The organism is Salinicola sp. CPA57, assembly GCF_003206035.1.
GTDB classification, from domain to species: domain Bacteria; phylum Pseudomonadota; class Gammaproteobacteria; order Pseudomonadales; family Halomonadaceae; genus Salinicola; species Salinicola socius.
The window spans coordinates 264424-288252 of sequence record NZ_PZJR01000001.1; the positions used below are offsets into that span (position 1 = coordinate 264424).

Below are 23829 nucleotides of genomic sequence, written 5' to 3' on the forward strand. Positions count from 1 at the left end.
ATCAAGGATACCCGAATGACACAAGCGCTGAACGACCTCATCCAGCTTCTTGGCCTGGAAGCGCTGGAAGAGAACCTGTTCCGCGGCCAGAGCCAGGATCTGGGACTGCCGCAGCTGTTCGGAGGCCAGGCCCTGGGGCAGTCCGCCGCCGCCGCGACCCGCACGGTGCCCGAGGATCGCTATCTGCACTCGCTGCATGGCTACTTTTTGCGCCCCGGCGATGCACGACTACCGGTGATCTACTCCGTCGATCGCGTTCGCGATGGCGGCAGCTTCACCACGCGGCGGGTCACGGCGATCCAGAAAGGCAAGCCGATCTTCTTCTGCAGCGCCTCTTTCCAGGGGCCTGAACACGGTCTGAGCCACCAACCCATGGCGCCCGAGGTGCCGTCGCCGGAGGCACTGCTGGCGGAGGGCAAGGCGGTCCACCAACGGTTTCGCGGCCACCCCGTCGAATTCATCACGGTCGAGGAGCGCCATGACTGTCCGCCCTCGCGAATGATCTGGTTTCGCATGGGCGGCGGGACTATACAGGACAAGGGCATGCCGGCGGACCCGGCCCTGCACCGCTACCTGCTCGCCTACAGCTCCGACTTCAACTTGCTGCTGACCTCGCTCCTGGCCCACGACGTGGAGTTCGGCGATCCGCGTCTGCGCATCGCCAGCCTGGATCACGCGTTGTGGATCCATCAGGACCCGAAGATCGACGAGTGGCTGCTGTACGTGATGGAGAGCCCTTGGGCGGGCGGCGCACGCGGTTTCGCCCGCGGCAGCTTCTATGATCGCGAAGGCCGCCTGATCGCATCGACGGCGCAGGAAGGATTGGTGAGAGTCGCCAGCGACGACTGACAGGCTCTGCCGAAGAGCCTGAGAAAGCCACAAAAAAAGCGTGGCCCGAGGGCCACGCTGTCAGGATCCTGCTTTCGGGAATCGATCAGTGCCAGTCAGGCGGCAGCTCTTCAGCCAGCATCCTTGATCGACGCCATGTCGATCACGAAGCGATACTTCACGTCACCCTTCTGCATGCGCTCCCAGGCTTCGTTGATCTGATCGATGCTGATCATCTCGACGTCGCAGGTAATGCCATTCTCGGCACAGAAATCGAGCACTTCCTGGGTTTCCGGCATGCCGCCGATCAGCGAACCCGCCAGCACGCGGCGACGGAATACCAGGTTGGCGCCGGAAACCGCCGGGTCGAGCGGCTCGAGCAGGCCGACCAGAATATGGATGCCATCCGGCTTCAGGGCATTGAGATACGGGTTGATGTCGTGCTGCACCGGTACCGTATCGAGCATGAAGTCGAACGTCTCGGTGATCGCGCCCATCTCGTCTTCGCTGGTCGAGATCACCACGTGATCGGCGCCCTGCTGCTTGGCCTCGGCCTTCTTGGATTCGGAACGGGTGAACAGCGTGACCTCGGCACCCAGTGCCTTGGCCAGCTTGACGCCCATATGACCCAGACCGCCCATGCCGATGATGCCGACCTTGTCGCCAGGCTTGACGCCGTAGTGCTTCAGCGGCGAATAGGTGGTGATACCGGCGCACAGGATCGGCGCGGCGGATTTGAGATCGATACCGTCGGGCATGCGCACGACGAAGCGCTCGCTGACCACGACCTTGTCGGAATAGCCGCCCTGGGTCAGCGTGCCGTCATGCTTGTCGGGGCTACCGTAGGTCATCACGAAGCCTTCGGCACAGTAGTTCTCGAGGCCATCGTTGCAGGCCTTGCACTGGCGGCACGAGTCGACCATGCAGCCGACGCCGACCAGATCCCCGACCTGGTACTGGGACACCTGGTCGCCAACGGACGTCACGCGACCGACAATTTCGTGGCCCGGTACGACCGGATAAGAGGCCATGCCCCAATCATCTCGGGCGAAGTGCAGATCGCTATGGCAGACGCCGCAGTAGAGAATGTCGATGGAGACGTCGTCCGGGCGCGGGGCGCGGCGCTCGAATTCCCAGGCTTCCAGCGGCGAAGTGGCGGAATGTGCGGCGTAACCCTTGGCGGGTGTTTTGGTAGCTTGTGCCATGATTCTGGCTCCCCATAACGATGGGTGAATGAACGGGATCGTGCGCACAGTGTGGTCGACAACTGGCCTGGTAGCCATGCCGTTTCCTCTGCAACATCTGCTCGATCCTCCTGAACCCGGCAGACTGCTACCCCTGGCGGGCCGGACTCATGCACAATACGCTGACCTTGATTATCATCGTCAGTGCGAGGTCGCCATGCTGGATCGTCTTCCCGAACCCTCTCGTCTGGATCGCGCGCCCCGGAACGCCGCAATCGGACCATCGCCCATGTGCGACGCCCGGGCGTCGCGGCTGGCGCGCACGCTGGCTCCGCTGGCCACGACCGACGGCTTTTCCGATACGGCCATCGACGGCGTCAAGCTGATCGCCTCGGGATGCAGCCATCCGCGGACGCCACTGATCTACGAGCCGGGGCTGTTCGTGATCGCGCAGGGAGACAAGATCGGCTATCTGGGGGATCGAGTGATTCACTATGGCCCCGGCAACTACCTGGTGCAGGCGATGCCGCTGCCGTTCGAGTGCGAGACGCTCGCCGATCCCGATACCCCGCTGCTGGGTCTATCCATCGGCGTGGATCCATTGACCCTGAGCGAGCTGGTGCACCATCTACCTGCGCCCGCCAGAGCCGAGCGCGGCAGTCCGGAACCCATGGCGGCAGTGGCACTCGATGCGCCCATGGCAGAAGCGGTGCAGCGCCTGGCCGACTGCCTGCAGGACGAGTATTCCAGTCGCGCGCTGGGCGAGGGGCGGGTGCGCGAGGTGCTGTTTGCCGCACTCAACGGGCCGCAGGGTCACTCGCTACGCCAGCTCGTCCAGCAGCACGGACACTACGCCCGCATCGCCGAATCGCTGAACTACCTTCACCGCCATTTCGCCCTGCCCTTGACGGTGGAAACGCTCGCCGAACGCGCCAACATGAGCGCCTCGCACTTTCATCATCATTTCAAGCGAGTGACCCAGCTTTCACCGGTGCAGTACCTCAAACGCCTGCGGCTGCTCCGGGCTCGGGTTCTGCTGGGTCAGCAGCGCGTCAACGTCGCGCGTGCCGCCGCCGACGTCGGCTATCGCAGCACCTCGCAGTTCAGTCGCGAGTACAAGCGCTATTTCGGCGTCAGCCCGTCGCGGGGCTAGGCACAAGGCGAATTCCGGCACTAGCCGAAAAGCCCCATCAGCCCACGTATCAGGTAATAGGCACCGACGACCGTAACGATCCAGCGCGTCCAGTAGCGGAACCCGTCATCCGTCAGTCGCGACAGCACCAGATTGCCGGTACGCGTGCCCAGGAAGGCGAAGGGAATCGCCAGCGCCACCCAACCCCACTCGCCGCTGTCCATGGCCATGGCTGCCTGCCAGTAGAAGAGGATCTTGAGGCTGTGCGCGATCACCTGAATGGTGGCCTTGGTGGCGACCACGGTGCGCCGGTCGAGCTGGGTGCGGATGAATCCGATGTCGATGGTCGGACCGGAAACCCCGACGGCGATGGTCAGGCCGCCGGAGACGAGGCCACACATGACGGCATGTCCGGGCCGCGAGACATCGAAGTGGAACCAGCGCTTGGGAATCCACACCATCACTGGCATCAACCCCAGCACGATCAGCACCACCGTCTCGCTGGGCGAATAGCGCACCAGTGTCAGCAGCGCCGCCGCGATCAATACCCCGCAGGCGATCATGCCGACGATTCGCCACTCGATGAATCGTCGCGATAACCAGGCCCGCGAGGCGTTGGCGGTGAGCTGGATCACCCCGTGTACCGCGATCGCCGTGGCCGCCGGCAGCCAGGCCAGCAGAAAGCCCAGCAGCACCAATCCGCCGGCCATGCCGAATACGCCGGACAGCACCGACGTCGAGAACACCACGGCCAGAAACAGCAACGCAACGGGGAACGCCATACGGGTTCTATACTCCAATGACGGGCCTCGGCGGCCCATGAAAAGATTCACGTCCGATGATGAATCCGCCAGGCTGACAGGCGTGCCATGCTCATCGGCACTTCACACACCGGAACAGGGAACGCTCCCGATGCGTCGTTCTGAATTGAAGCCCAATCCTCTTTTCCTGGCCGCGGCGCTACTGACGCTGGCCGGTTCCGCCAGTGCCTCCAGCGATGCCGCATGGCAAGAGCACGACCGTGCGGTCATCGAACAGTGCCAGCAGGCCAGCCAGTTTCCGGACGCCGCGCCGGCGGGCGACCCCGTGCTGTTCGACGATGAGGCGGGGATGACGGCACTGCTGATCCAGGGTCACTATCCACAGAAACAGATGAACGGTCAGGCCGGGCAGGAACTCTGCCTGTTCCTGCGCAGCAGTCAGGAGGTCTTCATTGCCGACGCCGACAAGCTGGCAATCGGCTCCGATGCCCTACCCAGTACCCCGACAGACGCCATCAGTGACGATGCCGAGTCCAAAGAGAGCGACCAGCCCCCCTCGGCGCCGAGTGGCGATACGCCCTGATCAGCCCCCGAGAGGCTCTGCCGGCGTCGACAGCACCCGCTGATAGAACGCCAGATCGAGCCAACGATCGAACTTGTAGGCGGCCTGACTAACGGTTCCCGCATGGCGGAAGCCCAGCTGTTGATGCAGCGCGATACTCGCTGCATTGGAGGCGTCGATGCCGCCGATCAGGGTGTGATACTGCTGGGCCTCGGCGCGCTCGATCAGCGCCTTCATCAGCCGGCGGGCGACGCCGCGCTGGCGGAAATCCCGATCCACGTAGACCGAGTGCTCGACGCTGTAGCGATAGGCGGCGTGGGGACGGAACGGGCCGTAGCTGGCGAAGCCCATCAATCGGCCGCTGGCGTCGTCGAGCATGCCGATGACCGGCAAATCGCCATCGCGTTTGGCCTGAAACCAGCCCTCGACGAACGCCGCGGTCCGCGGCTGATATTCGTAGAGCGCTGTCGTGTTGAGAATGGCATCGTTGAAGATCGCCAGCACGGCATCACCGTGGCGGTCGAACTCGCATTCGATCAGGGTCAAGGGTTCGATTCTCGTCGTCGGGTCGGTGTTCGCCGTGCAGTTCAATAGAGCGCATTGGCCTTGAGTTCGGCCAGCGCATGATCGCCGGCATCTTCGAGAACCAGAGACTGACCCTCGATCGAATAGTGCGCCGTCTCCGACAGCGTCGCCAGCCAAGCCTGTTCGAGCGCCGCCACCTCACCCGGGCACGCCATGCGAGTCGAGGCAAGCTGGGAGAAGGTCAGCGTATCGTCCTGCAGGGTATAACTGCCCATCAGTCGATTGCAGCCGGTCGAACCAGTCACACGCCCCTGGGCGTCGAGAACCAGATGCGCTTCACGCATATTGTCCGCGACGGTTACCGGTTTGCCGTCGAGCGTCATCAACTTCCAGTAGGTACCGACCAGCGCCTCGCTGGCGGCCCGAGTGTCGCTGTCGGCCCGAGTGTCGGGAACGGCATTGGCATCGCTGGCGCCAGGATTCGTGGTACAGCCGGAAACGGCCACGCCGGCGGCCAGAGCGGCAGCGACGGTCAGCAGAGAAAAACGTGTCAGCACGGTGGCGTCCTCTTGTGTAAGCGGATGAAAAGCGCCTCTCGTCGGCAATCACGCCGGCAATGCGGATTGCCCGACGGGCGTCGATGGATGCGCTAGGCACTGTCTGAAAACTGCCTGCGCTCGCCCATACGGCGTTAAAAATCGGCTGGTGCGCCAGCCCGGTCAAGATGCTCATTGACACCGCGTAAACGGGTACGCCAGCCCGGTCTGTCTTCATCGATTTTTGCCTTGGCTACGCGCCCCGGTCTTGCCGTCGCTCGTCGACTTTTCAGACAGCGCCTAGTGGCGTTCGATCATCGCGGTCAGATCGTCCGAAATCATCGGCAGCGTCTCCCGCCAGGAGAGGTACGGCGTCGACCCGGTGCCGTTGACGAGTACCGCAAAACTGCCCCAGCGACCACTCTCGGTTCGAAAATAACCAGCAATGGCCCGCACGGTCACCGGCTCGTTGAGCGTACCCGTCTTGAGCATCACGTGATCCTGGAACGTCTGGCTACCGCGCCGGATGAAGTGCATCGGCCCGTTGGTGGGAACCTGCATGCCCGCCACGAAAGTGGGAAACAGCGATGCGCGTCCATACATGGCACCGAGCAGCGCATTGACGCTTTGCGCGGAAACGCGGTTTTCCGGGGTCAGGCCACTGCCGCTGCGCAGCGTGACCGCGCCATGCCCTGGCAGACCGGCGGCGAAGCGCTCCAGCGCCCGGCCGGCATCCGGCAGATTCTGCTGGGTGCCGGCGGTCAGATCCAGCGCCAGCGTATCGGCCATGAAATTGTTGGAGTAGTTGAGCGTGCGCAGCAGCAGCTCCTGCAGCGGCTTGCCCTCCACCGCCGCCAGCGACTGCGCAGAAGGCGGCGGCGCCTGACGACTGATCGCGTAGCCACCGCTGATCGGAATGCCAGCCTGACGCAGCAACGACAGCAGCGTCTGGCCAGTCTGATCGGCAGGGTCCGAGCTCGCCTTGTAGACCGGACGCGGATAGCTGCCGGCGGGGATCTGACCGCTGACGCGCAGCGTATCGCCCTGACTATCGGTGATCCGCTTGGCATCGAGACTGGCCGAACCCCCTGCCGCCACTGTGGTCACGTCGTTCTCGATGCGAATGGTCGGCGCCACCGTGTCGCAACTGGTAATGCGTGCCGGCTGACCGACCACGCCCGGCATCACCGTAGCGCACCAGCTGCCGTAGTTGATCGCGGCGGAAGAGAGTAGCGAGGCGTAGGCGTTGGTGCCTTCCGTCTGCGTCTGGCAGCGATCGGTGGTGGCACAGGCCACCGGCCCGAAGCGCCACTGGCTGACCACCAGTTGGCCGTCGACGCTGGAAACGCCGAGCTCCCGCAGCTTCTGGATCAGGCGCCAGAGTTCTTCCGAAGTCAGCGCGGGATCTCCGCCGCCTTCGAGCACCAGATCGCCGTGCAGCACGCCGTTGGCATCGAGCGAACCGGTGGACACGAAACGCGTGGTAAAGCGATGCTGCGGGCCCCATCGATCCAGCGAGGCGGCAGCGGTGTAAAGCTTGGTGACCGAAGCCGGCGACAATGCCTGGGCCGGATTGATGGCACCCAGCACTTCGCCGCTATCGAGCAGTTGCGCCTGGGCGCTGACCACGAAACCTTTGTCGGCCAGCCGGCCGACATGATCGAACCCGGCCGCTTGCACAGCGATGGAGACAACGGAAAGGGATAACGCACCGACAAACAGAGAACTCCGACCTAGCCATCGCCGCATAATGGGGTGCTCGCTCCAAAGAAAAATGGGGGCCTATCTGATCCAGAGCGTACCAACTAACGGCCCCCGGAAGCGATGGCTGGTGCCATGTTAAAGTACCAGAAGACAAAAGCGCGAAAAGATGACAGCGCTACCGGACGTCAGTGCGACGAGAGTCGAGAGAAGATCTGGATGACGGCGACGCCGGCGATGATCAGCGCCATTCCCAGATAGGCGGGCAGATCCGGTCTCTCGCCATAGACCACGATCCCGATCAGCGTCACCAGCACGATACCGAGACCCGCCCAGATCGCGTAGGTGATGCCGATGGGCAGCGATTTGAGCACCAGCGACAGCGCATAGAACGAGAAACCGTATCCCGCCACCACGATGATGCTCGGCAACAGCCGTGAAAAGCCGGCGGAGGCCTTCAGCGAACTGGTCGCCACCACTTCGGCGATGATCGCCAGGGCGAGCAGAAGATAGCTCATGAGATCGGCATCCTGAATCGGCTGGTAACGATGGCTGGGAGCTCGACACGATAGCACCACAGCGCCTGGCCACTCTCGAAGTACTTCTGTTCGAACGGCGTCAGAAAAGTCTGCTCGCGCGGCGTCGTGGATGCCCCCCCCGGTACGAAAGGCGCGATCTCGCCATCGACGCCACAGAGCGTTTTCACCCCCAGCGCGAACTCCTGCACGTAGATCTCCCAGTTGGAGCGCAATTCGAGCGTACCACCGAGGGCGAGTATCGCCGGGAAGACCGGATGACCCTGCCAGCGCTTCTTGAGCTGCGTGCTCTTGGGGTAAGGATTGGGATAGAGCAGATAGTGCCGCGCCGGTCGCCAGTCGGCGTCTCTCGCCAGACGCCAGAAGTCGACCAGATCGGCGCGTACCAGCAGCGCGTTGTCAGGCAGCGCGCCGTGATCACGGGACAGCCGCTGCTCGCTACGATCCACCCCGATCACGGCATGGTCCGGATGGTGCTCGGCCAGTCGACGCGTGGAAAGGCCGACTCCACAGCCGGCATCCAGAATCAGCGGCCGATTCTGAGCCGCCAGCCAGCGGGCCGCCCCGTCGAAGGCATCACGCGTGTGCTCGGCGGGTGGGCGCTGCCACTCGCTGTCGCGGGCACGCTGAACGCGGCGGACCAGATCCTGATGCGGCCCCTGCTGACTGGAGATGATGGCGCGCGAGGACGCTTGCATGACAAGTCCCGTTGAATGATGAATACCACTAAATGATGAATACCGTTTACGGGCTGATGACAGTCGCGCAATCTAGACAGTCGCGCAATCTAGACAGTCGCCCATTCTAACAGCGACGGTGCCGTCGTTCTCGCGGCCACTGCCACGATATTCCCGCAGCGACCGCGCCGGCTTCGTCGCAGCCATTGCAGCGGTAGACGCAGAAGGAGCGCAAAGGAATCGGGCACCAACCTATCCATTGGCGCGGCATGACGGCGCACGCGCGCAGGTGTATCATCCCTGCCCACATTCAGCCAATCCTGGCAATACGGCCTTCGATGGCTTGCACGATGACGGTTTTTCACTGGTTCAGGGCTGTTTTCCAATGGCTCCGCCGCCGATAGCGCCAGCCTCGGCCGGGAATGCCCTTTCATCGCCGTTTCGTCATCCCCATGCCAATCGTTTACCGATTGCCCCCAATATTCACGAGGGACGTGGCTTGTCACATTTACCGGTCATCGTCGGCATGGGCGGCGTCAACGCCGCGGGTAGAACCTCCGGGCACCAAGCCTACCGCCGTACGATTTTCGACGCTCTGCCATCGGCCGAACAGACTCAGACACTCGTCGCACTGGCAGCCATGATGCAACTGGTCACCTCGGACGAGAGCGGCCAGTGGCAAAGTGCCGATGGCGAAACACTGAGCGAGCAGGCGGTCGCCAGCCGCTACCGCGAGCATATTCTCAAGCACACGCTGATCCGGCGCATCGAGGACGACGCCTTCCAGGAAGCCGGTATTCCCGGCAACCGCGAAGTTCGGATGACGCTCGGCGAGCCGCTGCGCTTCACCACCTCTCGACGCCAGCTGCCACAACCGCTGCCCGGGGGCTGGGAAGTTCGCGAGCTCGACAAGCAGACGGTCGAGGTCAACGTTCCCGCCGGCACGCTCGATGCGCTGCTGCCCGAACGGCGCCAGGCCCTGGTGCGTGCTGCCGGTCGACTGCCGCAAGGTTTCGCGCCCGATACCTTCTATCGGAGCGTTCATCACCCCCGCGGCCTGTCGATGGCGATCTTCGGGGTCAGCGACTGTCTCGGTCAGAGCGGACTCGACTGGGAGTCACTGCGCGATCGAGTGGATCCCGACGCTATCGCCGTCTATGCCGGCAACTCCATCGGCCAGCTCGACGACGCAGGCTGGGGCGGCATGCTCAAGAGCTTCGTCACCGGCCAGCGCACGACCTCCAAGCAGATGCCGCTGGGCTATGGCCAGATGCCGGCGGACTTCCTCAACGCCTATGTGCTGGGAAGCGTCGGAGGAACGGGGGCGATCCAGGGCGCCTGTGCCACCTTCCTCTACAACCTGCGTCTGGGCATCGACGACATCCGCCAGGGTCGCCGGCGCGTGGTCATGGTCGGTACCAGCGACGCGCCGGTGACGCCGGAGATCATCGAAGGCTTCCGCGCCATGAGCGCACTGGCCGACGACCAGAGCCTGATGGCGCTGGATGCCCTCGAGCTGCTGACCGATGAGGACTATCAGCGCGCCTGCCGCCCGTTCGCGCGCAACTGCGGTTTCACCATCGCCGAAGCCTCGCAGTTCATCCTGCTGATGGATGACTCGCTGGTACTCGAGACCGGCGCGCAGATTCTCGGCGCCGTGCCGGAGGTCAATGTCAACGCCGATGGCTGGAAGCGCTCGATCTCCGCCCCCGGCATCGGCAACTACCTGACGCTGGGCAAGTCCGTCGCGCTGGCCACCTCGATTCTCGGCGAGCAGAGCGTACGTCATCGCAGCTATCTTCATGCCCATGGCACCAGCACGCCGAAGAACCGCACGACCGAGTCGCATATCTTCGATCAGGTCGCTCGGGCCAACGGCATCGAGAACTGGCCGGTCGCCGCGATCAAGGCGTTCATCGGCCACTCCCAGGGCAGCGCCGCCGGCGATCAGATCGCCAGCGCCCTGGGCACCTTTGCTCACGGCTGGGTGCCGGGCATTCCGACACTCGATGCGGTCGCCGACGATGTACATGCCGAGCGGCTGCGCTTCTTCCAGCAACCGCTTGCGCTCGAGACCGACTGCAGCTTCATCAATGCCAAGGGCTTTGGCGGCAACAACGCCACCGGACTGCTGCTGTCGCCGCAGGTGACCGAGCGTCTGCTGGCCAAGCGCCACGGCCAGCGTGCGCTCGACGACTGGCGCCATCGTCGCGAACAGACGCTCGCCGCGGCGGCACGCTATGAAGCTGCCGCCGATGCCGGCCGGTTCGAGGTCATCTATCGCTTCGGCGAGGGCGTTCTGGAAGGGCCGGAGCTGGAAGTCGGCCGCGATTCGATCCGCATTCCCGGTTACGCCAACCCGGTGTCACTGAAGGTCGACAATCCTTTCGGTACACTGGACTGAATTCGAGCACGGAGTGCTTTGAATGCACAATATCGTCGTCTACCCCGGTACCTTCGATCCGATCACCAATGGTCATCGCGATCTGATTCACCGGGCCGCGCGGATCTTCGACAAGGTCGTGATCGCCGTCGCACAGAGCCCTCGCAAGCAGCCGACGCTGTCGCTCGAGGAGCGCGAGGCACTGGCCCGAGAGGTCGTTGCCGAATGGACCAACGTCGAGGTGATCGGCTTCAGTGGCTTGCTCACCGAGCTGCTGGTCCAGCAGCGGGCACGCATCATTCTGCGCGGGCTGCGGGCGGTATCGGACTTCGAGTACGAGATGCAGCTGGCCAACATGAATCGCGCCCAGGCGCCGGACGTCGAGACCCTGTTTCTGACGCCGGAGATCGAGAACTCCTATATCTCCTCGACGATCGTGCGCGAGATCGCGCGCCTCGGCGGGGACGTTTCCCAACATGTATCGCCATGCGTGGCCGAGGCCCTGCGGCGGCGATTCGCGGCAGACGGCGATCGTCCGTCAGGAGGACATTGATATGGCTCTGATGATTACCGATGAATGCATCAACTGCGATGTCTGCGAGCCGGAATGTCCCAACGATGCGATTTCGCCCGGCGAAGAGATCTACGTCATCGACCCGAGCCGCTGCACCGAATGCGTCGGCCACTTCGACGAGCCGCAGTGCCAGCAGGTGTGTCCGGTGGACTGTATACCGCTCGACCCGGAGCGCGAAGAGAGCAAGGATCAGCTGATGGAGAAGTACAGGATCATCACGGCGGCTTGATATTTCACCTGGGATGTCAAGACATTGGATCCCCACCTTCTCCGGCGGCGCTCGTCCTTATGCCGTACAGCTTCCTCGCGCAGTGGCGATAACCGCCCATTCATCTATCTGATATCTGACGGTCTAGCGCCTGAACAGATGAATGCGCCAAACAGAATGATGAGAGGCAAATAGCGCCGTGGGCCGCACCGACACGTTTTCGCCTGAACCCGGAAACCCCACCAGGCGCTACACCACCGGGCATATCTGGAAGCTGGCCTGGCCGATCATTCTCTCCAATATCACCGTGCCACTGCTCGGCCTGGTGGATACGGCCGTCGTCGGCCACCTGCCGGATTCGCGCTACCTGGCCGCGGTGACGCTGGGCGCGACGCTGTTCAGCTTTCTCTACTGGGGCTTCGGCTTCCTGCGCATGGGTACCACCGGGCTGACCTCCCAGGCCGTTGGACGTGAGGACGACAGCGGCGTGAGACTGCTGCTGGCCCAGTCGCTGGTCATGGCGGCAGTGATAGGACTGGCGCTGATCGTGTTGTCAAAACCGCTGATCGATATCGGCCTGTGGCTGCTCGATGGCAGCGAAGCGGCGATGTCGCTCGCCGCCAGCTACGCGCATATCCGGATCTTCTCGGCGCCGGCGGTGCTGGCCAACTACGCCATTCTGGGCTGGTTCATCGGGCAGCAGAAGACCCGGATCACACTGGCGATCCTGCTGCTCACCAACGGCGTCAATATCGTGCTCGACCTGCTGTTCGTGGTTGGCTTCGGCCTGTCCAGCGATGGCGTGGCCTGGGCATCGCTGATTGCCGACTACAGCGCGCTGGCCTTCGGCCTGTGGCGGGTCGCCGTCCACTGCCGCGAGCTGGGCGGGTCGCTGTCACGCGAGGCGCTGTGGGTGTGGGAGCGCTATTCGGCGCTGATCCGTGTCAATCAGCACCTGTTCGTGCGAACGTTGGGGCTGCTGTTCGCCCAGGCGTTCTTCATCGCCCAGGGTGCCAACTTTGGCGATACCGTGCTCGCCGCCAATGCGGTGTTGCTGCAGTTCATCATGCTCACCTCCTTTGCCCTGGACGGCTTCGCCAACGCCGCCGAGGCCCTCACCGGACGTTCCGTCGGCCGACGCGACTGGGACGACTTCGGCGACGCCGTGCGTGCCGCCGGCAAGCTGTCGCTGCTGGTGGCCGGCGTTTCGATGCTGCTGTTCGCGGTCGCCGGCGACGGTCTGATCTCGCTGCTCACCGATCTGCCGGAAGTCCGCGCCACCGCCGCCGACTATCTGCCGTGGATGATCGCGATGCCGGCATTGGCGGTCTGGAGCTACCTGCTCGACGGCGTCTTCATCGGCGCGACCGAAAGCCGCGCCATGCGCGACACCATCTGGCTGGCAATCGCCTGCTATCTGCCGATGTGGTGGCTGACCCAGAGCTACGATAACCATGGCTTGTGGTTCTCGTTCCTGTTTTTCACGCTGGTGCGCTCGGCCTCGTTGGGCGCGTACTACCTCCGGTATCGCCGCAGCAAGTGGTCTTCGGCCGCGGCTCGTTGATTCGGCGCGTCAATCGGATGGCGATACTCGACCAAGGTTGACTGATGGGGTCGCGATGGATGGGGTAGCCTGCCGCTAATCTCTCCCTGACACGAGTCTCCACCATGCTGCAGCGCGTCTCCCGTCCGGCGGTCAAGCTGGTCGAGCGCTATCTGCCCGACCCCTATATCTTCGTGCTGTTGCTGACACTCATCGCCGCGTTGGCCGCGATGCTGTTCGAACAGCGCTCCCCGCTGGCGGTGATGCAGTACTGGGGCGACGGCTTCTGGGGTCTGCTGTCGTTCTCGATGCAGATGCTGCTGGTACTGGTCACCGGCTTCATGCTCGCCAGCTCGCCGCCGATCAAGCGGATGCTGGACAGGCTCGCCGCCACCGCCAGAACGCCTGCTCGCGCGATCATTCTGGTGACGCTGGTTTCGCTCGCCGCCAGCTGGATCAACTGGGGCTTCGGTCTGGTCGTCGGAGCACTGTTCGCCAAGGCGCTGGCCCGCCAGGTGCGGGTCGACTATCGCCTGCTGATCGCCAGTGCCTATTCCGGCTTCGTAGTCTGGCACGGCGGTCTGGCCGGTTCGATTCCGTTGACCATCGCCACGCCGGGCCATTTCAGCGAGGATCAGATCGGAATCATTCCCACCTCTCAGACGATCTTCGCCGGCTACAACCTGATCATCCTCGTTGCGCTGTTCGTCATCATGCCGCTGGTCAACCGCTGGATGCTGCCGCCGGAAGACGAGAGCGTCTTCGTCAGTCGCGAGCAGCTCGCCGAGCCCGCGAGCCTGGATCCGAACGCCGTCACGCGTCCGGCGGACCGGCTCGAGAACAGTACGCTGCTGTCGATGCTGGTGGGTATTCCGGGGCTGCTCTATCTGGTGCACTACTTCGTGTTCGCCGGCGGTGGGCTCAACCTCAACAGCGTCAATTTCCTGTTCCTGTCGCTCGCCATCGTCCTCCACCGCACGCCGCGCAGTCTGCTCGCGAGCCTCAACGAGGCGATCCGGGGCGGGGCCGGCATCGTCATCCAGTTCCCGTTCTACGCCGGGATCATGGGCATCATGATGCAGTCCGGTCTGGCGCAGTCGCTCTCCGAGGTGTTCGTCGCCATCGCCAACGCCGATACCCTGCCGTTCTGGTCATTCATCAGTGCCGGCGTGGTCAACCTGTTCATCCCTTCCGGCGGCGGCCAGTGGGCGGTGCAGGCCCCGGTCATGCTGCCAGCCGCCGAAGCGCTCGGTGCCGATGTCGCGCGCGTCGCCATGGGCGTTGCCTGGGGCGATGCCTGGACCAATCTGCTGCAACCGTTCTGGGCGCTGCCGGTGCTCGCCATCGCCGGCCTCAACGCCAAGGACATCATGGGCTTCTGTCTGATCCAGCTGGTGGTGACGGGGGTGGTGATCGGGCTGGGGCTGACCCTGTTCTAGTGTGGTGTCTCACAAATACCATCCAATAATATCGGTCCCTGGCGCCGCCATGCGGCGTTGCTCGTCGTTGCCATAGACCCCACTATGACGCCTCCTCGCGCCTTGCCTGGCAACGCCATGCACCCGGTATTTCTTCGCGTTACTTGCGAGACGCCACACTAGCTTCGGTACGATAACGTCCTCCCGTGGCCTGGCGGACGCCGCCCGGGGGCTGATCGATGAGCCGATCGATGGGCAGTCGTGGTGAAACGTGTTACATCTGGCGCACAATAACGTCTTGCATCCATTCCGAGGACACCGTGACGCCAGATGACCTGCCTCGACAGCACGAGCTGTCGATGACCGTACTCATGACCCCCGACATGGCCAACTTCAGCGGCAAGGTGCATGGCGGGGCCATTCTCAAGAAGCTCGACGAAGTCGCCTACGCCTGTGCCAGCCGCTACGCCGGGAGCTACGTGGTAACGCTGTCCGTCGATCAGGTGCTGTTCAAGCAGCCGATCCATGTCGGCGAGCTGGTCACTTTCCTGGCGATGATCAATCACGTCGGTCGCTCGTCGATGGAGGTCGGCATCAAGGTGCTGGCCGAATCGATCCAGGAGCGGGTAATACGCCACACCAACAGTTGCTACCTGACCATGGTCGCCGTCGACAGTGAAGGCAATCCGGTTCCCGTACCGGCGCTGGATCTGAAGACCCCGCTGCAGAAGCTGCGCTTCGAAAAGGCGGCGTTGCGCAAGAAGTTGCGCAAGCAGGAAGCCGAGGAGGAGCGCAGCGCCGTGGCCGCTCATCTCAAGGCCTATCCGGCCGGTCATTGAAACCGCCCCCCTCGCAAGGTACTCGCCAATCAAGCCGCTTATACGGACAAGGACGTTCGATGTCTGAAACCGACCCTCGTCAACCTCGTGCCACAAGACGGCTCAGCCCGTTCGGCGAGCGGCTGCTGCTGATCTGGGATCTCGCCGTCGTCGTATTGGTGGCGATCAACCTGATGCTGCTGCTGTTCGACAGCCTGTATCTGATCCCGCCGCTCAACGCTGCTTTCGATGCCGTAGCGCCGGGTCTTCACGATGCCTACGCCGAGAACATCCGGGCCAATTTCTTCGAGATCGATCTCTGTTTCGTCGCCATCTTCATTCTCGACGTGCTGCTGGGATGGATAATCGCCATCGCCCAACGACGCTACGCCCGCTGGTTTTTCTATCCGTTCGTGCACTGGTATGACGTGCTCGGCTGCATTCCGCTGGCCGGGTTCCGCCTGCTACGTATCCTGCGCGTCGTCTCGCTGCTGATACGTCTACAGCGCCTGGGCGTGATCGATGTCACCGGCTGGCGTCTCTACCGCTTCTATCGCACTTACTACGGCGTGCTGATGGAAGAGATTTCCGATCGCGTCGCGCTCAATCTGCTTGGCGACATGCAAAACGAAATCCGCGACAGCGAGCATCTGGCCCAGCGTATTTCGACCGAGGTGATCCAGCCGCGCAAGGCGGCGCTGGTCGAGGAGATCGCAGCCCGCCTGGAGCGCACGATCAACAAGGGCTATGCCGAAAATCATCAGCAGGTTCATCGTTACGTCGCCGCCCTGGTCGCCAGAACGGTGGAGGAGAACGACGAGCTACGCCGTCTGCGCCGGCTGCCCATGGGCGATGCCGTAGCCGAGAGTATCGAGCGCAGTCTCAGCGATATCGCCAGTCGTGTCGTCCACGAGGCGATCGACGGCCTGCGCTCACCGCATTTCCATTCGATGTTGACCGACCTCGTGGGCAGCGGCATCGACGCCTGGCTGCACGTCGACGACAAGGCGGATCGGGTCACCCAGCAGGTGCTGATCGACATGCTGGAACTGCTCAAGGAGCAGGTCGCGGTCAAGCGCTGGAAGAGCGAATTCAGCGCACCGCAGACCGTCAATGATCGTCGCCCCGGCCGCGATGCATCGGTCTGATCGAGATAGAACGGTGTGACCGATACAGAACGGCCCGCTCGAGACAGATCAGCCCGACCGGGTGTCTCGGTCGTCGCCTCTGCGACCGAGCATCCGGTGCAGCGTGCCATCCCTCAGTCGGAAGTGGTGGAACATCGCCATGCAGACGTGACCGACGATCATGAACGTCAGTAGCCAGGCAAAGGTGCCGTGAAGCTTGCCGAAGCCAGCGGCCCAGGGCGCATCCGCGCCCTCGAACCAGGCGGTGCCGAATACGTGGACGCCGTAACCCATCCCCCAGGTCATCAGCGCACCTGACAGCGGCATCAATATCAGCAGGGCATACATGGCGACGTGCCCGGCAATGGCCAGGCGCTGCAGCTTCCCTTCATGGGCGGGCCGCCGCGACAGCTGCGACAGTGCCCACAGCGTGCGTATCGCCATCACGGTCAGGACACTGACCCCGATCGTCGTGTGCCAGGGCAGAATCAACTGGCTGAAGACGTTGTTCTTCCAGATAAAACCGAGAAACACGCTGGCCAGCTGTGCGATGACCAGCAAGGCGATCAGCCAGTGCAGCGCTCGCGTGACCGACCCATAACGTCGCGGGGAATCCTTCAGCATCATTTTCTCTCTCTAAACGGCGTGGACGCGACGGCGTCAGCCGAGGATCCGCAGCACGGTGTAGGGCGCTTCGCAGGCTTCCCGTTCGTCGCGCTCGTCGATCCGACCCAAGGTCATGTCACGGTCATTGTCGTAAGCCACGAACAACCGCGCGTTATCGAGCACGGCCAGGCCCTCGGCCTTGTGCTCGAACTCCAGCACCTCGCCGTGGACGTCTTCGACGATCGACGGACTGCCGCCCTCGATCAGTTCGGCCAGCGGCATCGACCACAGATAGCCACCGGTCTGCTCGCCATGCGCATCCTCGACCTCGAAACTGGCCATCAGATAGAGACGATCGTTGTGGGGGTCGTATTCGAGACTCGACAGGCCGCAGATGTGACGGACACCGGCATATTCGGAGGGCTCGAAGCGATAGCGCTCGCAGAGTTCATCGACGAACTCGAGGTTACCGTCGGCCGTCATGCGATAGTGAACGCCCACCACTCGCGCCACATAGTCGAAATCATCATAGCTCCGACCCTGCTCGCGTACCCCGAACAGCAGCAGGCCGTCGCTCTCGCGGTCCAGATCGGGACGCGCCGGAACCGCCGCCAGTCCTTCGATCTTGTAATAGGGCAACCCAATGGCGTCATCGAGCTTGCGACGCAGCTCCAGTGACCCCTCCACGCCGTCGCGGGGGTCGGGATCCACGACCTGCACGCGGTCCGGCTCGCCCACCGGCCAGATCAGCAGGTGATTGTAGGCGTTGAGCGCATGACTCTCGTCGTCGATACGGTCGAAGCCGGTGGTCGCCAAGATGTAGCGACCGTCCACGGTCAGGGCGAAGTCCTCGTATTTGACCGCCCGCCGGATGGTCTCAGCCGTCAGGTACTCGAGGCTCTCCGGATCGGGCAGGCCATCGACCAGATCGAAGGCGAACGCCGCGGAACGCTGCTCGCCAGGGATCGGCTTGTCGCTGGCCAGGATCAGACGCGATCCGTCGAAGACCACTGCCGACACCTCGACGTTGACCAGCGAACCATTGTCGTACTTCAGCCCGGGCGGGAAGCAGTTAAGCGTGCCCTGGGTGATGACCTCGGTGCGTAGCATGGGGAAACTCCTGATCGACTCTTGCGGGCGCTCTGCAGGCCGATGGGGCCTGCCGGCTGCCGCGATGGCGTGGCATTGAAACAGACGGTATTGAAAAAGATGAGGCTCAAACGGATAGACCTGAGACAGATAGACCTGAGACAGATGAAACTCAAACAGAAAGAGCCGGTGGTCAGCCGGCCCTCTTCGCATGTCCCAGCCTGCCTCCCCTCGTTCAGCCGCAGGAAATGTCCGTGATCTTGCGCTGATCATCGACCTTGATGTTGAGCCGCTCCGAGCGATAATCCATCGTGTAGGCTTGGCCGGGTTCGATCACTCGAATGTCGGCGGCGCGCGAACGATCCGCGATTCGTGCCCGCACATCGTCGTCCAGCATCGTGCCGACCAGACTGCCTACGGTCTGCGCGCCGCAGGCGTCCGCGGGAACCGGCTTGACGTCAGGGGGCCGGGGCGCCTCGTCGGGCTTGGGGGCGGTACTGCAACCGGCCAGTAGAAAGCCGCTCACGATCAACGCCGCGCCGGTAATCTTCATGTCCTACTCCTTTCTGTCTTGGTGTCCTATTCCTGATCGAATGGACTTCGGATCGCTCAATCCTAGCAGCTAGCGGGCGGCTCGGCATCGGCTGGTCGACCGGGCGCACTACCGCTAGACTCAAGCCTTGGCCTGGACAGGTTCGTCCCCCGGCCGTCGACAACAGCCGTCCCGGACGGACGACCGATAATCATCGAGTCTTCAGGCTCCTCACACGAGCCTTCACGCTCACCGATCGCAAAGGAACGCCGCCATGCGCCCGTCGCTCTCCACTCGTCTCATCACCTCCGTCGCCGCCGCCGCGATCATCGCCAGCGTCGGCTTGAGCCAGGCCCTGGCGCAGGACGATCAGCAACCGATTCGCGTTGCATCCAAGATCGATACCGAAGGCTCCCTGCTCGGCAACATGATCGTCGACGTGCTGGAGAACGCCGATCTGCCGGTCGACAGCCGTCTGCAGCTAGGCCCGACCAATATCGTGCGCCAGGCACTGGTGGCCGGCGACATCGACCTCTACCCCGAATACACCGGCAACGGCGCGTTCTTCACCGATACCACCGACGATCCGGCGTGGAAAGACGAGCAGGCGGGATACGACAAGATCAAGGCCGCCGACAGCAAAGCACACCAGTTGGCATGGCTGACGCCGGCGCCCGCCAACAACACCTGGGCCATCGCCCTGCGCCAGGACGTGGCCGATGACAACGACCTTTCCACCATGGCCGACTTCGGTCAGTGGGTCGGCGACGGTGGCGAGATCAAGCTGGCCGCCTCGGCGGAATTCGTCGAGAGCGACGCCGCTCTGCCGAGCTTCCAGCGCGCCTATGACTTCACGCTCAGCGAAGACCAGCTACTGGTTCTCTCCGGCGGCAACACGGCTGCCACCATTCGCGCTGCCGCCGAAGGCACCAGCGGTACCAACGCGGCGATGGTCTACGGCACCGATGGCGCGATTGCCGCCGCCAGTCTCAAGGTGATGGACGATCCCCAGGGCGTGCAGATGGTCTACGAGCCCGCCCCGGTGGTGCGTCAGTCGGTGCTCGACGCTTATCCTCAAATCGAGGAACTGCTGAAGCCGGTGTTCGAATCGCTAGACCGGGAAACGTTGCAGCGATTGAACGGCAAGATTCAGGTCGACGGGCTACCGGCGGACCAGGTCGCGCATGACTATCTCGTCGAACAGGGTCTGCTGGACTGATTTCGCTGATGGCGTCGACACGAAGCCGGCAATGGGTCGGCAACCGGGTACTGATGACGCTGCTGGTTGCCGCCGTCGCCAGTGTCGGGCTGCTGCCCTTCGCGAGTCTCTCTCCCAACCGGCTGGCCTCGGGTCAGTCGGTGATGCTGTGGGAGGCGTCGGCGAGCTGGCAGCTCGCCGCTTTCGCCCTGATCGGGCTGGCCCTGCTGCTCGCGGCGCTGGCCAGGCCCTTGAGCGCGCGCGCCGCCCTTTGGCTTTCGCTGATCGCCACCCTGCCGCTGCTGGCGCTCGATTTTCAGGCACTGGGGTACTACGCCCACCGCGCGCTGGTCGATGCCTCGCCGGCCGCCCGGGTGTCGCAAGGCGCGACCTTCTGGATCCTGCTGTTCGTCTGCGTGCTGATTGCCATCGATGCGTTGCAGCGACTGCGTCTCGGCATGGCCGGACGCGCCCTGTACGGCGTGGCGGCGCTGGCCGTGATCGCTGCGTGCTTTTGCGGCGACCTGCTGGCACCGCTGTCGATCATGCGCGAATTCGCCAACCAGCGGGATAACTTCGTCGATCAGCTCATCCGTCATCTGCTGCTGGTGGGGGGCGCTCTGGTGCCGGCGCTGCTGGTCGGCCTGCCGTTGGGACTGATGGCGAATCGCCGCGCCCGGCTGCGCAACGGCCTGTTCAGCGTTCTCAACGTTTTCCAGACGCTACCCTCGATTGCCGTGTTCGGCCTGCTCATCGCGCCGCTTTCCGCGCTTGGCCGCGCCGTTCCCTGGCTGGGTGATCTCGGCGTCAGCGGTATCGGGGTGGCACCGGCGATCATCGCGCTGGTGCTCTATTCGCTGCTGCCGATCGTGCGCAACACCTACTCGGGCCTTGCCGGCGTCTCCAGCGGCGCACTGGAGGCGGCCCGCGGGATGGGCATGACCCCACGCCAGATTCTGTGGCAGGTGGAAATCCCGCTGGCGCTGCCGGTGATTCTCTCGGGACTGCGCATCGTCACCGTTCAGGCGATCGGCCTGGTCGTGGTCGCGGCGCTGATCGGTGCCGGTGGCTTCGGCGCCTTCATTTTTCAGGGGCTGGGCCAGTACGCCATCGATCTGGTCCTGCTGGGCGCCATTCCGACCATCGTGCTGGCGGTAATCGCCGACTTCGCGCTGCAGATTCTGGTCAGTTTGAGTCGCCCGGCCGGCACTCGCTGACCCCCGTTTCAGGATCCGATCAGGAACGATCCTCATGATTGAATTGCAAGGGTTGACCAAGACCTACGCGGGCAAGCACGTCGTCGACGATGTGTCGCTGACACTGGAGACCGGCGAGTTCGGCGTATTGATCGGGCCCTCCGGCTGTGGCAAGTCGACCACCCTGAAAATGATCAATCGCCTGATACCACTGAGCGGTGGCCGTATCATTCTCAACGGCGACGACGTCAATACGCTACCGACCGAGCAGCTCAGAAGACGGATCGGCTATGCCATCCAGTCGACCGGACTGTTCCCCCACTGGAGCGTGGCCCAGAACATCGCCACCGTGCCGCAACTGTTGAAATGGCCGAAGTCGCGGATCGACGATCGGGTCGACGAGCTGATGGCCATGTTCCATCTCGACCCGAGCGAATTTCGCCACAAGTACCCGCACCAGCTCTCCGGCGGCCAGGCCCAGCGCGTCGGCGTGGCCCGCGCGCTGGCCGCCGATCCCGAAGTGCTGCTGATGGACGAGCCCTTCGGCGCGGTCGATCCGATCACCCGCGAAGTGCTGCAGGCCGAGATGAAGCGCGTTCATCAACAGACCGGCAAGACCATCGTGTTCGTCACCCACGACATGGACGAGGCGCTGCAGCTGGCGACCCGCATCGCGCTACTCAATGGCGGCCGGCTGGTACAGTACGACCGACCGATCGAAATGATGGTGACGCCGGCGGATGATTTCGTGCGCGAGTTCATCGGCCAGGCGGATCTCGGTCTCAAGCTGCTCTCGCGCCGCTGGGTGCATCAGTATCAGCGGCCCCCGAGTCTCGCGCACCATGCCACGCTGCACGGCCTCGATCATTGCTGGCAGCTCGACGACGCCGGCCGGCCCGTCGCCCTCGAAGGCGCCAGGCTGGACGACGATCGTGGCGTGACTCCGGTCAAGTCTGAGTGGACGGCCACGCCCGACATGAGCCTGAAGGAGGCGCTTTCGCGCATGGTGTGGTATCGCGTGATGGTGCTGCCGGTGATCGATGAGGCGGGCAAGCTGATCGGCGAAATCGGCATGCAGGGCGTCATGGGCATCCAGGCCGAACAGCGGATGCACGCCTCATGAAGGGGTCGACTCTCGGCGTCGGGCGGCTTCGCGCTGCCTCGGCCGGCAACGGCGTTCTGGGCGTGCTGGTGCTACTGCTGATCGGGCTGACGCTGGGCATGGGCCAGCTTGAGCCGCTGTTCCGGGCGCTGTTTCCCGATCTCGGTACCCCGCTCTACTCGCGCGACAGCTTCCTCAACCTGATGCTCGCCCACATCGGCCTGGTGCTGGTGTCGTCGCTGATCTCGGTCACGATCGGCATCGCCGCCGGGCTGTTCGTGACCCGTCCGGTCGGGCGCGAGTTCGAACCGATGGTGTCGTCGCTGGCCGCGATCGGCCAGACCTTTCCGCCCGCCGCGGTACTCGCCATCGCCGTGCCGCTGGCCGGCTTCGGCTTCGCCCCGACCATCATCGCGCTGTCGCTCTACGGCCTGCTGCCGGTCATCCAGAACACCATCGCCGGCCTGGGTACGGTGCCGCAAACCACCCTCGAAGCCGCCCGCGGCAACGGCATGAGCCGCTGGCAGATTCTGCGTCGAGTCGAACTGCCCCTGGCAATGCGGGTGATCATCGCCGGGATCCGGGTCTCGGTGATCATCAACATCGGCACCTCCACCATCGGCTCCACCGTCGGCGCCAAGAGCCTGGGCACGCCGCTGATCGCCGGGCTGGTCGGCAACAACCTGGCCTACGTGATTCAAGGCGCGCTGCTGGTCGGCCTGCTGGCGATCGTCACCGACCTGCTGTTCGAGCGACTGGAGCGGCGATATTCGTTCGGGGGTTGATCTCAGCCAGCGCCCTTAACCGATCAGCCAGAGCCCTTAACCAAAGTACTGGCCGCCGTTGATATCGACGATGGTACCGGAGACGAAAGCGGCGCCGTCGCTGGCGAGCCACAGCGCTGCCGAGGCAACGTCTTCGGGCAGACCGGCGCGTCCGGCGGGGATCGTTTCGATGGTGGCGCGTTTCGATTCATCGGTCGTGAAGGTCGCATGGAACGGCGTCGCCTCGATGAAGCCCGGCGCCAGCGCATTGACGGTGATGCCGCGCCCGGCCACTTCCTTGGCCAGCCCCCGGGTGAAGCCGAACAGCGCCGCCTTGGCGGTGGCGTAGGCCGTGGCACCGGGATGGCCGCCATTGCGCCCGGCCAGCGAGGAGACCGTGACGATGCGCCCGCTGTTTTCGCGGAATAGCGGCAGCAGATGATGGGTGACAAGAAAGACCGAGTCGACGTTGAGCGCCTGAACCTGGCGCCACAGCGAGAACGGCATCTCCTCGATGGTCGAACGCTGAATCAGGCCACCGGCATTGTTGATCAGGATATCGATACCGCCGACCTCTTCTTTCAGCCAGCGCGCGAAGCTCTCGACCGCAGCTTCGTCGGTAACGTCCAGCGATCGGGCCAACGCCGTTTCACCGCCGCTGGCGGTCAACGCTGCCAGCGTGTGTGAATCGGGTTGATGAGAGCGATAGGTAATCACCACCCGTGCGCCGGCGGCCGCCAGCGCCCTGGCGATAGCGTAGCCGATGCCTACACCGCCGCCGGTGACCACGGCGACTCGTCCCTTCAATGGCTCGTCTGGCATGTCTTGC

25 protein-coding genes are annotated in these 23829 nt (G+C 63.8%); 14 read left to right on the forward strand and 11 right to left on the reverse strand.

Annotation, left to right across the window (positions count from 1 at the left end):
- The first annotated feature begins 15 nt into the window (after nucleotides 1-15).
- The gene (locus DOM36_RS01205) at nucleotides 16-849 is read left to right on the forward strand and encodes an acyl-CoA thioesterase II (RefSeq protein ID WP_110640733.1); all 834 of its coding nucleotides are present in this window, start codon (nucleotides 16-18) and stop codon (nucleotides 847-849) included.
- 110 nt (nucleotides 850-959) lie between these two features.
- On the opposite strand, the gene DOM36_RS01210 is transcribed toward DOM36_RS01205, so the two are convergent.
- On the reverse strand, nucleotides 960-2033 hold the full coding sequence (locus DOM36_RS01210) for an NAD(P)-dependent alcohol dehydrogenase (protein ID WP_110640735.1): 1074 nt from the start codon (nucleotides 2031-2033) through the stop codon (nucleotides 960-962).
- 196 nt (nucleotides 2034-2229) lie between these two features.
- On the opposite strand from DOM36_RS01210, the gene DOM36_RS01215 reads away from it, so the two are divergent.
- Nucleotides 2230-3165, forward strand: coding sequence for an AraC family transcriptional regulator (locus DOM36_RS01215; RefSeq protein ID WP_348626367.1), 936 nt, complete (start codon nucleotides 2230-2232; stop codon nucleotides 3163-3165).
- A gap of 20 nt (nucleotides 3166-3185) precedes the next feature.
- On the opposite strand, the gene DOM36_RS01220 is transcribed toward DOM36_RS01215, so the two are convergent.
- Complete coding sequence (locus DOM36_RS01220) at nucleotides 3186-3926, reverse strand: TSUP family transporter (protein WP_075569273.1); 741 nt, start codon at nucleotides 3924-3926, stop codon at nucleotides 3186-3188.
- 130 nt (nucleotides 3927-4056) lie between these two features.
- Here DOM36_RS01220 and DOM36_RS01225 point away from each other — a divergent pair, with 130 nt between their 5' ends.
- The gene (locus DOM36_RS01225; RefSeq protein WP_075569272.1) at nucleotides 4057-4488 is read left to right on the forward strand and encodes a hypothetical protein; all 432 of its coding nucleotides are present in this window, start codon (nucleotides 4057-4059) and stop codon (nucleotides 4486-4488) included.
- Here DOM36_RS01225 and DOM36_RS01230 read toward each other — a convergent pair whose 3' ends face one another.
- The 5 genes from DOM36_RS01230 to DOM36_RS01250 form a co-directional block, all read right to left on the reverse strand.
- Nucleotides 4489-5013 carry a GNAT family N-acetyltransferase gene (locus DOM36_RS01230; RefSeq protein ID WP_075569271.1) on the reverse strand — a complete coding sequence of 175 codons (525 nt, stop codon included), beginning with the start codon at nucleotides 5011-5013 and terminating at the stop codon, nucleotides 4489-4491.
- A gap of 41 nt (nucleotides 5014-5054) precedes the next feature.
- Nucleotides 5055-5549, reverse strand: a complete 495-nt coding sequence (locus DOM36_RS01235; RefSeq protein ID WP_110640737.1) for an META domain-containing protein — start codon at nucleotides 5547-5549, stop codon at nucleotides 5055-5057.
- A gap of 279 nt (nucleotides 5550-5828) precedes the next feature.
- The gene (gene dacB / locus DOM36_RS01240; protein WP_075569269.1) at nucleotides 5829-7277 is read right to left on the reverse strand and encodes a D-alanyl-D-alanine carboxypeptidase/D-alanyl-D-alanine-endopeptidase; all 1449 of its coding nucleotides are present in this window, start codon (nucleotides 7275-7277) and stop codon (nucleotides 5829-5831) included.
- 140 nt (nucleotides 7278-7417) lie between these two features.
- Nucleotides 7418-7747 (reverse strand): multidrug efflux SMR transporter, encoded by a 330-nt coding sequence (locus DOM36_RS01245; RefSeq protein ID WP_075569268.1) that lies wholly within the window; start codon nucleotides 7745-7747, stop codon nucleotides 7418-7420.
- Nucleotides 7744-8463 (reverse strand): methyltransferase domain-containing protein, encoded by a 720-nt coding sequence (locus DOM36_RS01250; protein WP_110640739.1) that lies wholly within the window; start codon nucleotides 8461-8463, stop codon nucleotides 7744-7746. Before DOM36_RS01250 ends, DOM36_RS01245 begins: the two co-directional genes overlap by 4 nt.
- 505 nt (nucleotides 8464-8968) lie before the next feature.
- Here DOM36_RS01250 and DOM36_RS01255 point away from each other — a divergent pair.
- From DOM36_RS01255 to DOM36_RS01285, 7 genes are all read left to right on the forward strand, one after another.
- Nucleotides 8969-10846 carry a beta-ketoacyl synthase gene (locus DOM36_RS01255; RefSeq protein WP_075569312.1) on the forward strand — a complete coding sequence of 626 codons (1878 nt, stop codon included), beginning with the start codon at nucleotides 8969-8971 and terminating at the stop codon, nucleotides 10844-10846.
- A 22-nt stretch (nucleotides 10847-10868) separates the two neighbouring features.
- Nucleotides 10869-11378, forward strand: a complete 510-nt coding sequence (coaD, locus tag DOM36_RS01260) for a pantetheine-phosphate adenylyltransferase (protein ID WP_075569266.1) — start codon at nucleotides 10869-10871, stop codon at nucleotides 11376-11378.
- A 1-nt stretch (nucleotide 11379) separates the two neighbouring features.
- The gene (locus DOM36_RS01265; RefSeq protein ID WP_075569265.1) at nucleotides 11380-11628 is read left to right on the forward strand and encodes a YfhL family 4Fe-4S dicluster ferredoxin; all 249 of its coding nucleotides are present in this window, start codon (nucleotides 11380-11382) and stop codon (nucleotides 11626-11628) included.
- Nucleotides 11629-11872: 244 nt separating this feature from the next.
- Complete coding sequence (locus DOM36_RS01270; protein ID WP_075569311.1) at nucleotides 11873-13171, forward strand: MATE family efflux transporter; 1299 nt, start codon at nucleotides 11873-11875, stop codon at nucleotides 13169-13171.
- Nucleotides 13172-13275: 104 nt separating this feature from the next.
- Nucleotides 13276-14589 carry a short-chain fatty acid transporter gene (locus DOM36_RS01275; protein WP_110640741.1) on the forward strand — a complete coding sequence of 438 codons (1314 nt, stop codon included), beginning with the start codon at nucleotides 13276-13278 and terminating at the stop codon, nucleotides 14587-14589.
- A 338-nt stretch (nucleotides 14590-14927) separates the two neighbouring features.
- Nucleotides 14928-15407 carry an acyl-CoA thioesterase gene (locus tag DOM36_RS01280; RefSeq protein WP_232823690.1) on the forward strand — a complete coding sequence of 160 codons (480 nt, stop codon included), beginning with the start codon at nucleotides 14928-14930 and terminating at the stop codon, nucleotides 15405-15407.
- A gap of 59 nt (nucleotides 15408-15466) precedes the next feature.
- Complete coding sequence (locus DOM36_RS01285) at nucleotides 15467-16534, forward strand: ion transporter (RefSeq protein WP_110640743.1); 1068 nt, start codon at nucleotides 15467-15469, stop codon at nucleotides 16532-16534.
- A gap of 48 nt (nucleotides 16535-16582) precedes the next feature.
- Here the strand turns inward: DOM36_RS01285 and DOM36_RS01290 are convergent, their stop codons facing one another.
- The 3 genes from DOM36_RS01290 to DOM36_RS01300 form a co-directional block, all read right to left on the reverse strand.
- A complete protein-coding gene (locus tag DOM36_RS01290; RefSeq protein ID WP_157958521.1) occupies nucleotides 16583-17137 on the reverse strand; it encodes a cytochrome b in 555 nt (184 codons plus the stop codon).
- A 36-nt stretch (nucleotides 17138-17173) separates the two neighbouring features.
- On the reverse strand, nucleotides 17174-18229 hold the full coding sequence (locus DOM36_RS01295; protein WP_110640745.1) for a hypothetical protein: 1056 nt from the start codon (nucleotides 18227-18229) through the stop codon (nucleotides 17174-17176).
- Nucleotides 18230-18443: 214 nt separating this feature from the next.
- The gene (locus DOM36_RS01300; RefSeq protein WP_075569260.1) at nucleotides 18444-18761 is read right to left on the reverse strand and encodes an I78 family peptidase inhibitor; all 318 of its coding nucleotides are present in this window, start codon (nucleotides 18759-18761) and stop codon (nucleotides 18444-18446) included.
- 253 nt (nucleotides 18762-19014) lie between these two features.
- Between DOM36_RS01300 and DOM36_RS01305 the strand changes: the two genes are divergently transcribed.
- The 4 genes from DOM36_RS01305 to DOM36_RS01320 are packed head-to-tail and all read left to right on the forward strand — an operon-like array spanning nucleotide 19015 to nucleotide 23021.
- The gene (locus tag DOM36_RS01305) at nucleotides 19015-19959 is read left to right on the forward strand and encodes an ABC transporter substrate-binding protein (protein WP_075569259.1); all 945 of its coding nucleotides are present in this window, start codon (nucleotides 19015-19017) and stop codon (nucleotides 19957-19959) included.
- A gap of 8 nt (nucleotides 19960-19967) precedes the next feature.
- Nucleotides 19968-21155 carry an ABC transporter permease gene (locus DOM36_RS01310; protein ID WP_110640747.1) on the forward strand — a complete coding sequence of 396 codons (1188 nt, stop codon included), beginning with the start codon at nucleotides 19968-19970 and terminating at the stop codon, nucleotides 21153-21155.
- 34 nt (nucleotides 21156-21189) lie between these two features.
- On the forward strand, nucleotides 21190-22257 hold the full coding sequence (locus DOM36_RS01315) for an ABC transporter ATP-binding protein (protein WP_110640749.1): 1068 nt from the start codon (nucleotides 21190-21192) through the stop codon (nucleotides 22255-22257).
- A complete protein-coding gene (locus DOM36_RS01320; protein WP_110640751.1) occupies nucleotides 22254-23021 on the forward strand; it encodes an ABC transporter permease in 768 nt (255 codons plus the stop codon). Before DOM36_RS01315 ends, DOM36_RS01320 begins: the two co-directional genes overlap by 4 nt.
- Before the next feature lie 36 nt (nucleotides 23022-23057).
- Here DOM36_RS01320 and DOM36_RS01325 read toward each other — a convergent pair whose 3' ends face one another.
- Complete coding sequence (locus DOM36_RS01325) at nucleotides 23058-23822, reverse strand: SDR family NAD(P)-dependent oxidoreductase (RefSeq protein WP_110640753.1); 765 nt, start codon at nucleotides 23820-23822, stop codon at nucleotides 23058-23060.
- Nucleotides 23823-23829: the final 7 nt, after the last annotated feature.

Bases quoted from the DNA above. Each gene is read 5' to 3' on its own strand.
- coaD (WP_075569266.1), top strand. From the start codon at position 10,869: ATGCACAATATCGTCGTCTACCCCGGTACCTTCGATCCGATCACCAAT.
- DOM36_RS01300 (WP_075569260.1), bottom strand. From the start codon at position 18,761: ATGAAGATTACCGGCGCGGCGTTGATCGTGAGCGGCTTTCTACTGGCC.
- DOM36_RS01220 (WP_075569273.1), bottom strand. From the start codon at position 3,926: ATGGCGTTCCCCGTTGCGTTGCTGTTTCTGGCCGTGGTGTTCTCGACG.
- DOM36_RS01305 (WP_075569259.1), top strand. From the start codon at position 19,015: ATGCGCCCGTCGCTCTCCACTCGTCTCATCACCTCCGTCGCCGCCGCC.
- dacB (WP_075569269.1), bottom strand. From the start codon at position 7,277: ATGCGGCGATGGCTAGGTCGGAGTTCTCTGTTTGTCGGTGCGTTATCC.
- DOM36_RS01255 (WP_075569312.1), top strand. From the start codon at position 8,969: ATGGGCGGCGTCAACGCCGCGGGTAGAACCTCCGGGCACCAAGCCTAC.
- DOM36_RS01225 (WP_075569272.1), top strand. From the start codon at position 4,057: ATGCGTCGTTCTGAATTGAAGCCCAATCCTCTTTTCCTGGCCGCGGCG.
- DOM36_RS01210 (WP_110640735.1), bottom strand. From the start codon at position 2,033: ATGGCACAAGCTACCAAAACACCCGCCAAGGGTTACGCCGCACATTCC.
- DOM36_RS01290 (WP_157958521.1), bottom strand. From the start codon at position 17,137: ATGCTGAAGGATTCCCCGCGACGTTATGGGTCGGTCACGCGAGCGCTG.
- DOM36_RS01325 (WP_110640753.1), bottom strand. From the start codon at position 23,822: ATGCCAGACGAGCCATTGAAGGGACGAGTCGCCGTGGTCACCGGCGGC.
- DOM36_RS01320 (WP_110640751.1), top strand. From the start codon at position 22,254: ATGAAGGGGTCGACTCTCGGCGTCGGGCGGCTTCGCGCTGCCTCGGCC.
- DOM36_RS01205 (WP_110640733.1), top strand. From the start codon at position 16: ATGACACAAGCGCTGAACGACCTCATCCAGCTTCTTGGCCTGGAAGCG.
- DOM36_RS01280 (WP_232823690.1), top strand. From the start codon at position 14,928: ATGACCGTACTCATGACCCCCGACATGGCCAACTTCAGCGGCAAGGTG.
- DOM36_RS01265 (WP_075569265.1), top strand. From the start codon at position 11,380: ATGGCTCTGATGATTACCGATGAATGCATCAACTGCGATGTCTGCGAG.
- DOM36_RS01285 (WP_110640743.1), top strand. From the start codon at position 15,467: ATGTCTGAAACCGACCCTCGTCAACCTCGTGCCACAAGACGGCTCAGC.
- DOM36_RS01275 (WP_110640741.1), top strand. From the start codon at position 13,276: ATGCTGCAGCGCGTCTCCCGTCCGGCGGTCAAGCTGGTCGAGCGCTAT.
- DOM36_RS01295 (WP_110640745.1), bottom strand. From the start codon at position 18,229: ATGCTACGCACCGAGGTCATCACCCAGGGCACGCTTAACTGCTTCCCG.
- DOM36_RS01215 (WP_348626367.1), top strand. From the start codon at position 2,230: ATGCTGGATCGTCTTCCCGAACCCTCTCGTCTGGATCGCGCGCCCCGG.
- DOM36_RS01250 (WP_110640739.1), bottom strand. From the start codon at position 8,463: ATGCAAGCGTCCTCGCGCGCCATCATCTCCAGTCAGCAGGGGCCGCAT.
- DOM36_RS01310 (WP_110640747.1), top strand. From the start codon at position 19,968: ATGGCGTCGACACGAAGCCGGCAATGGGTCGGCAACCGGGTACTGATG.
- DOM36_RS01245 (WP_075569268.1), bottom strand. From the start codon at position 7,747: ATGAGCTATCTTCTGCTCGCCCTGGCGATCATCGCCGAAGTGGTGGCG.
- DOM36_RS01315 (WP_110640749.1), top strand. From the start codon at position 21,190: ATGATTGAATTGCAAGGGTTGACCAAGACCTACGCGGGCAAGCACGTC.